Source organism: Paenibacillus sp. JNUCC 35, from assembly GCF_058269095.1.
Genome location: NZ_CM177771.1, coordinates 704,260 through 716,263 on the forward strand (window position 1 = coordinate 704,260; position 12,004 = coordinate 716,263).

12 protein-coding genes are annotated in these 12,004 nt (G+C 53.7%); 10 read left to right on the forward strand and 2 right to left on the reverse strand.

Going from position 1 to position 12,004, the window contains the following annotated elements; genetic code table 11:
* Positions 1 to 221 precede the first annotated feature (221 nt).
* The 9 genes from AC2TF6_RS03230 to AC2TF6_RS03270 all read left to right on the forward strand — a co-directional run bounded on the left by AC2TF6_RS03230 (position 222) and on the right by AC2TF6_RS03270 (position 9,277).
* Positions 222 to 2,000 carry a hypothetical protein gene (locus AC2TF6_RS03230; protein ID WP_491309877.1) on the forward strand — a complete coding sequence of 593 codons (1,779 nt, stop codon included), beginning with the start codon at positions 222 to 224 and terminating at the stop codon, positions 1,998 to 2,000.
* A gap of 151 nt (positions 2,001 to 2,151) precedes the next feature.
* Positions 2,152 to 3,213 carry a hypothetical protein gene (locus AC2TF6_RS03235; protein ID WP_491309878.1) on the forward strand — a complete coding sequence of 354 codons (1,062 nt, stop codon included), beginning with the start codon at positions 2,152 to 2,154 and terminating at the stop codon, positions 3,211 to 3,213.
* Between the two features lie 222 nt (positions 3,214 to 3,435).
* Entirely contained in the window at positions 3,436 to 3,885 is a 450-nt protein-coding gene (locus AC2TF6_RS03240; RefSeq protein ID WP_491309879.1) for a MarR family winged helix-turn-helix transcriptional regulator, read from the forward strand.
* Between the two features lie 25 nt (positions 3,886 to 3,910).
* Positions 3,911 to 4,885 (forward strand): ring-cleaving dioxygenase, encoded by a 975-nt coding sequence (locus AC2TF6_RS03245; RefSeq protein WP_491309880.1) that lies wholly within the window; start codon positions 3,911 to 3,913, stop codon positions 4,883 to 4,885.
* Between the two features lie 419 nt (positions 4,886 to 5,304).
* On the forward strand, positions 5,305 to 5,883 hold the full coding sequence (locus AC2TF6_RS03250; protein ID WP_491309881.1) for a sulfurtransferase TusA family protein: 579 nt from the start codon (positions 5,305 to 5,307) through the stop codon (positions 5,881 to 5,883).
* 208 nt (positions 5,884 to 6,091) lie between these two features.
* Complete coding sequence (locus tag AC2TF6_RS03255; protein WP_491309882.1) at positions 6,092 to 7,252, forward strand: MBL fold metallo-hydrolase; 1,161 nt, start codon at positions 6,092 to 6,094, stop codon at positions 7,250 to 7,252.
* A 57-nt stretch (positions 7,253 to 7,309) separates the two neighbouring features.
* Positions 7,310 to 7,537 carry a sulfurtransferase TusA family protein gene (locus AC2TF6_RS03260; RefSeq protein ID WP_009672989.1) on the forward strand — a complete coding sequence of 76 codons (228 nt, stop codon included), beginning with the start codon at positions 7,310 to 7,312 and terminating at the stop codon, positions 7,535 to 7,537.
* Positions 7,538 to 7,923: 386 nt separating this feature from the next.
* Entirely contained in the window at positions 7,924 to 8,715 is a 792-nt protein-coding gene (locus AC2TF6_RS03265; protein WP_491309883.1) for a sulfite exporter TauE/SafE family protein, read from the forward strand.
* A 79-nt stretch (positions 8,716 to 8,794) separates the two neighbouring features.
* The gene (locus AC2TF6_RS03270) at positions 8,795 to 9,277 is read left to right on the forward strand and encodes a DsrE/DsrF/DrsH-like family protein (RefSeq protein ID WP_491309884.1); all 483 of its coding nucleotides are present in this window, start codon (positions 8,795 to 8,797) and stop codon (positions 9,275 to 9,277) included.
* Positions 9,278 to 9,459: 182 nt separating this feature from the next.
* Here the strand turns inward: AC2TF6_RS03270 and AC2TF6_RS03275 are convergent, their stop codons facing one another.
* Positions 9,460 to 9,621, reverse strand: coding sequence for a hypothetical protein (locus AC2TF6_RS03275; protein ID WP_491309885.1), 162 nt, complete (start codon positions 9,619 to 9,621; stop codon positions 9,460 to 9,462).
* Positions 9,622 to 9,634: 13 nt separating this feature from the next.
* Positions 9,635 to 10,057, reverse strand: a complete 423-nt coding sequence (locus AC2TF6_RS03280) for a hypothetical protein (protein ID WP_491309886.1) — start codon at positions 10,055 to 10,057, stop codon at positions 9,635 to 9,637.
* Positions 10,058 to 10,357: 300 nt separating this feature from the next.
* On the opposite strand from AC2TF6_RS03280, the gene AC2TF6_RS03285 reads away from it, so the two are divergent.
* Positions 10,358 to 11,953: a copper amine oxidase N-terminal domain-containing protein gene (locus AC2TF6_RS03285; RefSeq protein ID WP_491309887.1), complete on the forward strand. Its 1,596-nt coding sequence runs from the start codon at positions 10,358 to 10,360 to the stop codon at positions 11,951 to 11,953.
* Positions 11,954 to 12,004 lie beyond the last annotated feature (51 nt).

Genomic DNA, 12,004 nt, shown 5'->3' on the forward strand with positions numbered 1-12,004 from the left:
GTTACTGAAAGAAGGGGCTAATGTCCCCAAATTCAGGTTGGTTAGGGATGGATTTTTTTATAAAAAGGTTGCGTGTTATGGAATTTATTTACTGCAATTGTGCCTGTATCCTATGGTTTAATGAAGAGAGATGACAAAATGAGCCTTTTTCTCACATTCGGGCCCTGATCTGGAAATGAACCAGGGTACAGAGGGTCCATCCAACATTTGCGGAGGTTATCATGAAAAATATATGGATACGCAATCTGCTTGCTTTCTCTCTTTTGACCGGAGTGGCCTATACCTCGTTTATGACCCCGGAAGCTGCGGCAGAGTCTTCCCAGACTTCGGCCGTTCAGGGCTACATCGTACAGTCAGGCACGATAAGGGAAGCGGGCGGGATGACTGCGGCCGCGCCTTTGTTGGCGGACGGTATGATTCTGGCGGCATCCGACAAGGATGAGAACGTGATTCACATTGGGCTGAAGGAACTCGGAATTTTTGCGGGTATCATTTTCGTTATCTATCAATCGTTTCGTATTATCCGGCAGCGGAAAAGGAAGGAAAAGCTGCTCCGGGAAGCGCAGGCTTATTCTACGGATCTGTACCGGGAGAGCGAGCGCCTCGGGCTGCTGGCCGATCTGTACAAAGGGCCTTCGGCCGATAAGCGCATCCGCCCCGTAGAAGCCGAAATGAAAGATGTTTCTTCCATTCTGGATGAGATGACGGCGATGATCTCGGGCATCAAGATTTCTTTTATCGGCAATGTCAAAACGATGGAAGAAACGATGGGAGAATGCCGGGGGCTGTTGAGGCAGTATCAAGGGGTATACGGCAGTCTGAAAGGGAGCATAGACAGGCTCTGCGAGCTGGAGAAGCAGAACGACAAAGTCGTATCGGAGCTTCAGGCGAAAATCGGGTCCCTTCTGGCTAGAGCAAAGGACCGTTCGGCCGCCTACCGGGTGGATGATCTGGAGGAGGAACTGCTCAGTCTGCAAAAGCGGATCGGGATCATCGACCGGGAGCAGATGAGCGATTTTATTGACGTGAAGGAGCACCTTGCGCCGGAACGCGAGCAGCTCGCCGAGATCGAACGGCTGCTTGCTGAGCTGCCTGAGCTGCATAACCGGCAGCAGAAATTCAAAGGTCAGATAGAGAGCGCCCGGGATGACGTGAACCGCTCCATACGCGAGCACGGACTGGACTCCTCGGATTTGACTTCCTTTGCGAGTCTGGATCGCGCGGAGGCCCTCTCGGCCGCGATGCTGGAGGCGCTTAACGCAGGCAGAATCCGGGAAGCCTCGCGCATTTCCTCGGACGTGACGGGCCTGATCAAACATTCGGTCATCGCGGCGGGTGAACTGGCAGAACTGAGGGAAAGCCTGACCAAGACACTGCGGCTTCTGAAAAGCGGCATGCGTGAGCTGGATTACCCCGAACCGGCCTTTAAGGAAGAGCTGAAACGGGTAAAAGCGTATTTTGCGGAATCCGTCTGGTCGTTTATGCGCGGAGAATTCGATCAATTTACGGTCTTGTTCCGCGAAATTACTCAAAAGCTTCCCGAGGTGGAAAACCTGCTGGCGGAAGGGCGTTTTAACGAGGGCGGCAAAAAACTCATCGCTCTGATGGAGCAGTACGAGCTGGCCAAAAAGAAACATGCCCGCCTTCAGGTGTATGAAGCGGCCAATAAGGAACTGAACGGTCTGAGGGAGAGCGTGCATGCCTGCTGGATGGATTTTCAGGAGACGGTGTCGTTTATTTCGTCGGAAGGTTTGGAAGAAGCGCTGCACTCCCGTGATCTCGGCGATTTGAAATACAAAATTCATGACCGGAAAGAAATGATCGACCGCCGGATGAGCAGTCCTCCCGTCCAGCTTGACCGAATCAAACGGGATGCGGAAGCGATGGCTACCGATGTCCAGGCTTACCGCGCGCGCGTCGAGCAAATCGCCGACCAGCAGGAGGAATACGAGGACGAAGAGGAAGGAAAAAGCGTTGTGATCAACGTGAATTTTAAATAGTTTTGCGGGCAGGCGTGGGCTGGTCTTGTAGCGAAGTTATTTGGATTCTGCTGTCTGAAGGACCGCCGCATCCAATAATGCAGGACAAGGCGGCAGAAGAAGCCCGTATATATCAATCCCAGCCCATTTCCGCGCCCGGGGAACGGTGGTTGTGAAGCCGATGCCGGAGCAGAAAGGAAGTAAAATGTCTATTTTAGTGGATTGGTTAATCTGGATTTTTTTCATCCTTGTTTGTTTTTACTCTAGCATTTTCTGGCCAGCCTTTTTTTCTCAAAGGTCCAACAAAAAGAAATTTGCACAGAGAGTGGAAGAACTTGGCTTTGATCATTTTCAATTGGAAGAGATGATAAGTCCTCTTATAGATTTGTATAAGGGCCGTGCGACGGAGAAAAATTTGCGTCCGGTAAAAGAAGAAATGATTTCAACTGGGACAAAGCTGGAGGAACTTAAACAGCGAATAGCAGATATCCCTACGAATAAATTGATGAAGGATAGTCGCATCATTATAAAAGCATTAGGGGAAGACATCGAAGCCTTTGAGAAAAGCTGCGTGTCACTCAAAGAAAAGATCAAGAAGCTGATTGCCATGGAGCATGAGAACGAAAGCGTTCTTGCCGAGCTCCAGGTAAAAGGAAATCAGTTAATGAGGCGTCTTGAAGCATTGTCGGGCAGCTATCAACTCGCAGAGGTCCAGAAAGGACTTTCCGCCCAGTTGGTATTAATCGAAGCCATCGACGAAAAACAGTTGTCCGATCTGATCAACGTACATGATACGCTTATGCCGATCCGTGCACAAATGGACGAAATCGAGAATCTTCTCGATTCCCTTCCTCTCTATTCTGGATTGGAGCAAGACCAGCCCGGAGAAGATATCGAAGATCAAGTCGAGGCGGTGCGTGCTCAAATGGAACAAGCGATGCTGGCGTCCGGTTTGAAAAAGGAAGAAAAGCCGCGAGACGAGAAAGATGAGGCGCAGCCTTCTTCGGCAGACATAAGCGGGTCAGTATCTTCAAGCTCAGGGTCTATCGATCTGGATGAAGTGAAAAGACTGATGGACCAGGGGCTTGTGTTCGATGCTATCCATCGTATGGCGGCAAGTCTTGATCCAACCGTTAAAACCCGGCAAGATGATCAAGTGAAGGTGATAGTTACCTCGTCATACCCGGAACAGCAGGAATCCAAGAAGCAAAAGCGCGGCAAGAAAAGCGGCTAGGAGAAGCGCGGGGATGGTCGAATCCGAAGAAATGCCGAAAGTAGGGAGCGGGAAAATAGACGCAGACAATTGGCTGCCCTCTTTCCTCAACCGCTAATAAATGCTAATAAACCGTTCCGGCCCGGAACGGTTTTTAGTTTGCCCGCAGTCCGCCGTGGAGGTTGTTGACTTTTTATCAGTTTAGTACTAAACTTGAATCATCAACGGAAGCGGGGTGAGCCGATGGAAGAGAATAAGAGGGAGCCGCTCCTCTCCAAGCAGGAGGAAAAGTTCGGGGTGCTGATCTGGTTCCGGTTGTCCCGCGTGTACAATCAGAGCATCCGGCAGTCCAACCAGCATTTGAAGGCCTGGAACTTATCGGCCGCGCAGTTCGATGTGTTGGCTCAGGTCGGCTCGCACGAGCGGCTGACTCAGCAGGAATTGGCGGACAAGCTTCTGGTCACCAAGGGAAATATTGCGCAGCTGCTGAGTAAAATGGAGGAGCTGGGCTGGATCAGACGCGAGCAGGAATGGAAGACCAAATATATTTCGCTGACGGCGGAAGGACAAGCTTTGTTTGACGAGGTCGTTCCGCAGCAGGAACAGTTTCAGGCTTCCCAATTTGACGGCTTGGACCGTGAAGAGAAGAAGCAGCTTCTGGAGCTGCTGAAAAAAGTCCAGAAACAATCCTGACAACATAACCGGGGAGGGCATCATCATGGAACTTAAAGGCATCCACCACGTATCGGCCATCACGGCGCAAGCATCGGAAAATTTCGAATTTTACACGAAGGTTCTAGGACTCCGTCTGGTGAAGAAGACGGTCAATCAGGACGATATCAGCGTGTATCACTTGTTTTACGGAGATGAGAAGGGCAGTCCGGGAACGGAATTGACGTTCTTCGAAATTCCGATGGCCGCGCGGAACCGCGAGGGGGTCAGCAGCATTTCGGCCGCGTCCCTGCGTGTTGCCGGCGATGAAGCATTGGGCTGGTGGAAAAAACGGTTCACCGAATTCGGCGTCGATCACGACGAGATTCAAGACCGTGCGGGACGCGCGACGCTGGCTTTCCGCGATTTCGAAGGGCAGCGCCTGATCCTGGTGTCGGATCAACACAACACGGGAGTTGAAGGCGGAACGCCATGGGACAGAAGCCCGGTTCCCGCCGAATACGGCATCCTCGGACTCGGTCCCGTCAAATTGACGGTACAGGACCCGGAACCGACGGTGGTTGTGCTGACGGAGCTTTTGGGCTTCCGCGAAAAAGGCCGCTACGCAGCCGACGTGCCGGGACAGCCGGATATCGTCGTGTACGAAACCGGCGAAGGCGGCAGCGGGGCCGAGGTTCATATCGAGCCGAGGAACGATCTCTCCCGTGAACAGCTCGGCCGCGGCGGCGTACACCATGTCGCTTTCCGAGTGGATAACGAGGAAGAGCTGCGCGCCTGGATCAACCGGGTCCGGCAGGTCCGGTTTCCGAATTCCGGTTTCGTGGACCGGTTTTATTTCCGGTCCTTGTACTTCCGCGAACCGAACGGGATTCTGTTCGAGCTTGCGACGGACGGGCCCGGCTTCGACACCGACGAGGATATCCGTCATCTGGGTGAATCGCTGGCGCTTCCGCCGTTTCTGGAATCCAAGCGCCCGCAGATTGAAGCGGGGCTGAAGCCGCTCCACACGAAAGTGGACTAAGCCCGTCGGTATGACATCGCAGCGAATGAATGCCTTGTGTAAGCCTCTCTTTGGACCGAAAGGTTCATCGGGAGGCTTTTTTAGTTCAGTCGGCTGGTATGCGCTCTGTCGTTTATAACTGAGGAGGCGCGATGTACGGGCACGGCATCTGAAATGAATTTTTTCATGTCTTGCAAACTCTACGGCCCTTACTCCCATTTTACAGCGGGCAGACGCGGTTTTTATTCATTTACAAACTTACCCAGAGGCACTGTGATTGACGAAAAATCGTAAAGGAGCTATAGTATCAATATACCTATACGGGTATAAGTATAAAACGAAATGCGATCCGCCAATAAAAAATCCCGATTGAACTCGGGAGAGACAAAACGGCGGAGGTTAGGCCGCCGCGGAATAACATCAGGGAGGTACTCAACGTTATGAATATTCAAACTCATCAAATACTCGACGCCAAAGGGCTGGCCTGCCCGATGCCGATCGTACGCACGAAGAAAGCTCTGGAGCAGATGGCTTCCGGCCAGGTGCTGGAGGTTCAGGCAACGGACCAAGGTTCTTTGGCCGATATCCGGAGCTGGGCCAAAACGACGGGCCACCAGTACTTGGGTAGCACTCAGGAAGGGGAGGTGCTGCACCATTTTATCCGCAAATCCGATCCTTCCGAGGTTAAAGAAGAGCGGAAATTTCCGCATACCGTAACCGACGATGAGCTGGAACGGAGCCTGCGGGAGAAGCCGCTAACGAACGTTCTCGATGTACGCGAGCCCGCGGAATATGCATTCGGGCACATACCGGGTGCGGTATCCATCCCCTTGGGAGAACTGGAGCGGCGGATCGGCGAGCTGAATGCGCACGAAGAGCTGTATATCGTCTGCCGGACGGGCAGCCGCAGTGATATGGCCGCGCAGCTGCTGGAGCGCCAAGGTTTTAAGCACATCCGCAACGTGCTTCCGGGCATGTCCGCTTGGACGGGTCCGCTGGAGAAGTCGGCGGGCATTTGACACCCGGCCGGCGGGAAGCCTTTTACCGCCTGAAATTTTAACGAGCTTAAATCCAACATCTTAGGAGGAACTTACCATGAGCAGAAAAGTAGCGATTATCGCATCGAGCGGCGGCAGGTTCGACGCCTAGAGAACTGCCTGGGGAGACGATTAACGGGCTGGATCATTAAAACCATGAATCACTTATAAGAGTAGGGAGGCTATACGGATGAATGCGAGTAATCAAGAGGAAGGACGGCTTAAAGGAAGGACGGCTGCCGCGCTGGCGGAGAAGGTTCTGGGCAATAAGCCCCTTTTTATAGTGGATGTACGCAATGAAAGCGACTTTGCCGATTGGAAAATCGAAGGCAATCAGGTCGATATGCTGAACGTGCCTTATTTCGAGCTGCTGGACGGGGTGGAAGCCGTAACGGATAAAATCCCGACGGACCGCGAAGTGCTGGTCGTATGCGCCAAAGAAGGCTCGTCGAAATTCGTGGGCGAGCAGCTTGTGGAGGCCGGTTTCTCCGATGTTTCGTACCTGGTCGGCGGGATGAAATCGTGGAGCGAGCACCTGGAACCCGTGAAGGTGGGCGATCTGAAAGACGGAGGAGCCGTCTACCAATTCGTCCGGATCGGCAAAGGCTGCCTCTCCTACATGGTGATCTCGGGCGGAGAGGCCGCGGTGATTGATGCGGTGCGGATGACCGAGGTGTTCACCGATTTTGCCCGGGAGAAGCAGGCAGTGATCAAGCACGTGCTGGATACGCACCTGCATGCCGACCATATATCCGGAGGCCGCAAGCTTGCCGCAGAAACGGGAGCGGCTTACTGGCTGCCGCCTAAGGACGCGGAAGAAGTGGTGTTCGGCTACTCGGAGCTGGAGGAAGGCGCGGATATCCCGGTCGGCTCCACCCGTATCGCGATTCAGCCGCTGTATTCCCCGGGCCACACGATCGGAAGCACGTCGTTTGTGGTGGATGACCGCTACCTGCTGACGGGAGACATCCTGTTCGTCGCTTCCATCGGGCGTCCCGATCTGGCCGGAAAGGCGGAGGACTGGGTAGCGGACCTGCGCACCACTTTATACGACCGCTACAAGAAGCTGTCCGAAGAGCTGATCGTGCTGCCGGCGCACTTCGGGCGGTTTGCCGAGCTGGGCGAAGGCGGAAGAGTGTCCGCCAGACTGGGCGATCTGTTCGCGAACAATCCGGGGCTGAATATCGGAGACGAAGACGAGTTCAGAAAAACCGTATCGGAGAATTTGCCGCCGCAGCCCAACGCGTACCGGGAAATCCGCCAAACGAATATGGGAAAACTGACGCCGACGGAAGAAGAGCAGCGCGAAATGGAAATCGGTCCGAACCGCTGTGCCGTACACGATCAATAATACGATTCTTTACAAGAGCAATCCTTAACGGGATAAACGATAGAGGAGGCTGACAAAATGGAAGTGAACGTAACGGTTGATACGAAGGGAATGGCATGTCCGATGCCGATCGTCAAAGCCAAGAAGGCACTGGATTCGCTGGAATCCGGAGGCATTATGCAGGTTCTGTCCACGGACAAAGGCTCGCTGAACGATTTTCAGGCTTGGGTTAAGCAGACCGGGCACGAGCTGATCAAGCATGAGGAAGATAACGGCGTATATACATTTTACGTGAGAAAAAAATAAGACGGGAGCGTCGGGCACAGATTGTCTGAAAGCTCGATTTCTCGGGCTTTTTCCGCAACTCCCGTATTAGTTATCGGTATAAACAACACGGACACCCAGATGGCCGTAGGTTTCTTCGGTGTAGTGACCGCCGGGGCAGACTTTAACTACGCGGTGCGCGGTAGCCTCATCGCTTTGGAGGGGCTGCCCGCAATGTGGACATACGGAAACGAATAACCGTTTGAGTTGTTGAATCATTTTTAAAACCCCTTTTTCCAACTAAAATACTTGGTATTAGTTTATTATAGCCGGATCGGCGGCACAAGTATAGGGCTTCTTCCTTTTAATTTATGCCGCCGCCGGAATGTCGTGCAGTCATTCGCATCAGGTGAGACAAGGAGGATGTTATGGATGTGTTGTTAGCGGTCATCATGCTGGCGCTGGGGTTGGCCGGATCTTTTTTCTCGGGCCTGCTGGGAATCGGGGGAGCCATTATTAACTATCCGCTCCTGCTGTTCGTTCCTCCTCTGTTCGGGGAGGCCGCTTTTACGGCCCAGGAAGTTTCCGCCATCTCGATGTTCCAAGTATTCTTCGCCTCCTTGTCCGGTGTCCTGTTCCAAAGACGTGGAAAAAACGGACCTTCCCTCGTTCATAAAGGGCTTGTCTTGTATATGGGCGGCGGCGTACTTGTGGGCAGCCTGATCGGCGGATTGGCTTCGAAATATATGCCGGGCGACACGATTAATGTGATTTACGGCGTGCTGGCGGTAATCGCGGTGGTGCTGATGCTGATCCCGGTCAGGGGCAAGCGGCGGGAGGAAGGGAGCGGTTTGTCCTTCAACAAACCGCTTGCCGTACTTTCCGCGCTGGCAGTGGGCCTGGTGTCCGGGATCGTCGGCGCGGGCGGGGCGTTTATTCTTATCCCGATCATGCTGACCCTGCTGAAAATTCCTACCCGCACCACGATCGCTTCTTCGCTGGCCATTGTGTTTATTTCGGCGGTCGGCGGGGTTGTCGGAAAAATCGGGGCGGGGCATATCCCGCTGCTTCCGGTTATTTTTACGGTCATCGGAAGTCTGCTCGGAGCGCCGTTCGGTTCCCGGATTTCGGCCCGGATTAACGTGAAGTACCTGCGGTACGCATTGATTGTGCTCATTGCCGCCACGGCGTTTAAAATATGGCTGCCAATTTTATTGTAGAAAGCTGGTCCGCTGCGGATCGGCTAAAATTTTCGCGGCTTGCATACCTATAGGTGTATATGTATAAAGGAGTGACATGATGGTGGAGCAAAAAGAAGGAACGACGATTGTGTTGTTCAGCGGGGAAATGGATAAAGCTATCGCCGCTTTTATTATAGCGAACGGCGCGGCCGCTTACGATCATGAGGTGACGATCTTTTTCACCTTCTGGGGACTGAATGTGCTGCGTAAAGATGAGCCGGTCAAGCTCAAGAAAGGCTGGCTGGAAAACATGTTCGGCCGCATGATGCCGAGAGGGCCGAAGAAGCTGGGCCTGTCCAAGATGAACTATATGGGCATGGGCCCGAAAATGATTCAGCATGTGCTCAAAAAGCACAATGCGCTGACGCTTCCGCAGCTCATCGAGCTGGCGCAGGAGCAAGGCATTAAGCTCGTCGCCTGTACGATGACGATGGATCTGCTCGGCCTGCAGAAGGAAGAGCTGCTGGACGGGATCGAGTACGCGGGCGTAGCCGCTTACCTGGGCGATGCCTCGCAGGCGAAGGTGAATCTGTTTATTTGACGGCAGGGGAAAAAGAGCGAAGCCGCTGGACGGGCTGACCCTCCGGCGCCGTTGCCGCGTGCAGCTCCCGGTGCCGCCGTATCGCGCGCCCGGGAGCTGCACGCGATACGGCGGCAGGGCAAGGCTGCGGCAAAAAGGGAAGGAGTCGGACTCCTTCCCTTTTTGTTTGCGCCCGGCGGGCGTCACTCTCCGGAAGGGATCTCTTCGCTGCCGATAAGCGACCATACGGCATTGCCGTTGAGATCTTTGGACTGCCGCAGATGCGAGACATGAATATCTCCGTTTGCCCGCTGCCAGACAACCTTGGCTTCCGCTTTATTCTCGCGCAGAAGCAGCGCATACATAAGATCGCCGGGATTAAGCCCGCGAGTCGCCGTAATAAAGACTCCATTGAAAGAAGGAAGCTTCGTTCCGGCTGAGCTTGCTTTCGAATTCAGCCTCAATATCGGGACCCGCAATCAAGTTCCACTGATCTTGCGCGAACGCGGCCGGCTGTTTAGAGTCTTGATTTGCTTCCTTAGAAGGCTTTTGATCAAGCGCCTGAACGGCCTTGTTCCAGGAGGTTTCTAATTTCGAATACACGTTGGGATCGGAAAATTCTTTATAAGGAACGGGTTTAGAAGAGGCCTCTGGAGAAACGCTGGCCGGATATTTTTCGGTAAACGGACGTGTCGTATCGATGGGGATCGATCCGGTTGTCGTATTCGCCGCGTATACAACGGTACTCGATATGACGACAGCAGCTAGGGTGGTGATTCCGGTGATCGCTTTCTTAGTCATCTCATCCTCCTGTTACATATATAGCCGCTCGGCGTCCGGGTTCGGACGGCAAGCCGTATGAACGAAAGACACTTACGGCCGACTCCCCAAGGGGGCATTTTCTCTAGTGTAACGGCTGTCGTTTCAATTGGCAATTAAAGTAAAAAAACAGGTTCGGCCGTCTCTCCGAAAAACTTTTTAAAAAAACAGTGATCCAAACTTCGCTCCCTTGCGTTACACCCCATGTAAAGACCAAACAAGAACAAGCAGCACCAAAAAACGGAAACGCGAAAAACACATAGACCAAGGGAGTGAACGTCCATGCAAATGAAAAAATTACTCGTTCCGGCACTGAGCTTGTCCATCCTCATGCCAACGGTGGCCGCCAACGCAGCCGCTGTTCAAACACCGAAGGCTACGGTAAACACACCGGCCGCCGATCTGAGGGCCAGCCTGGATCACCTGCTCTCCGAACACTTCGCGCTGGCGGTTACCGCCATGACGAAAGCGTACGACGGCTCCGCAGATGCGGCCGAAGCGTACAAGGCGCTGGATCAGAACGCGCTGGATATGACGCCGGCGATCGCTTCCCTTTACGGGAAAGAAGGCGCGGCCGAGTTCGAACGGATTTTCCGGGCCCACAACAAATACACGGACGATCTCGTGAAAGCGACCAAGATGAACAACCAGGAAGCCCGCAAGAAAGCGGAACAGCAGGTGCAGGGCTTCGTGGACGAATTCTCGGCCTTCCTGGACAAAGCGACCGCAGGCAAGCTTCCGAAGCAGGCTGCCGCGCAGGCGATCCGTCTTCACGAAGATCAGGTTCAGGAAACGTTCGACGACTATATCGCAGGCGATTATCAGGGAGCGTATGCGGCTTACCGCGAAGGCTTCAAGGAAATGTTCACGATCAGCAAAGCGCTGTCCACGGCTATCACCACACAAATGCCGGAGAAGTTCAACAACACGAAGGCGGATACGCCGGCGGCTGATTTACGATCGGCTCTGAATAACCTTGCGGCCGAACATCTGTCCCTGTCTACGCTGCAAATGCAGAAGCAGTACGACGGCAGCAAGGACTCCGACGCCCTGATCAAGGCGGAAAGCGGAAATACGGCCGATTTTAAAGCCGCGATCAGCTCGATCTACGGCGCCAAAGGCGGAATGGCCTTCGAGAAAATATGGGTCACGAACCACGTGAACGCCCAAAGCGACTATGTGACCGCCGTCAAAAATAAAGACGAGGCCGCAAAAGCCGCCGTAGAGAAGAGAATCGACGGGTTTACGACCGAGTTTGCCAATTTCCTCGGTACGGCGACCGCAGGTAACCTTCCGGCCACTTCCGCCCAAGATGTGCTGCGCCAGCATGAAGGTCAGGTGCAGAAAGTGCTGAACGAATATGCGGCGGGCAACTATGAGGCTTCTTATAAAACGGACCGCGAAGGCTTCAAGCTGATGTTCGGCGTAGGCCAGGCTCTGGGGAATGCCATCGTGACGCAGTACGGCGAGAAGTTCCAGGAGAAGGCGGACCCGTCCATGACCACGGTCTGGATGCAAATCGGAAGCCATGACCTCAACATCAACGGAACTGTAACGAAGATGGACACGACTCCGTTCATCTGGAATGACATGAGCTACATCCCGCTGCGTTACCTGGCGGAAGGAATCGGCGCGGAAGTGACTTGGGACAATGAGGCCCAGTCCGTCTGGGTAAAGGCCGGGAGCGACAAGATGCAGTTCTGGATCGGCAAAGACTTCATGGAGCTTAACGGCATGAAGAAAAACATCGGTTCCAAAGTATTCGTCAATGCGGATGGAAGAACCGTTCTGCCGCTGCGCTTTATTACGGAACTGCTCGGCTGGGACGTTAAATGGGGCCAGCAGGACAGATCCATCACTCTGACGAAATCCATGTAATACGAGCATCGCGGACCACTAAGTAAAATTAACGGCCTTAATCGTTCCGCC

Coding starts and splice junctions, on each gene's coding strand:
- AC2TF6_RS03230 (WP_491309877.1), top strand. CDS start 222: ATGAAAAATATATGGATACGCAATCTGCTTGCTTTCTCTCTTTTGACC.
- AC2TF6_RS03240 (WP_491309879.1), top strand. CDS start 3,436: ATGGAAGAGAATAAGAGGGAGCCGCTCCTCTCCAAGCAGGAGGAAAAG.
- AC2TF6_RS03245 (WP_491309880.1), top strand. CDS start 3,911: ATGGAACTTAAAGGCATCCACCACGTATCGGCCATCACGGCGCAAGCA.
- AC2TF6_RS03250 (WP_491309881.1), top strand. CDS start 5,305: ATGAATATTCAAACTCATCAAATACTCGACGCCAAAGGGCTGGCCTGC.
- AC2TF6_RS03255 (WP_491309882.1), top strand. CDS start 6,092: ATGAATGCGAGTAATCAAGAGGAAGGACGGCTTAAAGGAAGGACGGCT.
- AC2TF6_RS03260 (WP_009672989.1), top strand. CDS start 7,310: ATGGAAGTGAACGTAACGGTTGATACGAAGGGAATGGCATGTCCGATG.
- AC2TF6_RS03265 (WP_491309883.1), top strand. CDS start 7,924: ATGGATGTGTTGTTAGCGGTCATCATGCTGGCGCTGGGGTTGGCCGGA.
- AC2TF6_RS03270 (WP_491309884.1), top strand. CDS start 8,795: ATGGTGGAGCAAAAAGAAGGAACGACGATTGTGTTGTTCAGCGGGGAA.
- AC2TF6_RS03275 (WP_491309885.1), bottom strand. CDS start 9,621: ATGTATGCGCTGCTTCTGCGCGAGAATAAAGCGGAAGCCAAGGTTGTC.
- AC2TF6_RS03280 (WP_491309886.1), bottom strand. CDS start 10,057: ATGACTAAGAAAGCGATCACCGGAATCACCACCCTAGCTGCTGTCGTC.
- AC2TF6_RS03285 (WP_491309887.1), top strand. CDS start 10,358: ATGCAAATGAAAAAATTACTCGTTCCGGCACTGAGCTTGTCCATCCTC.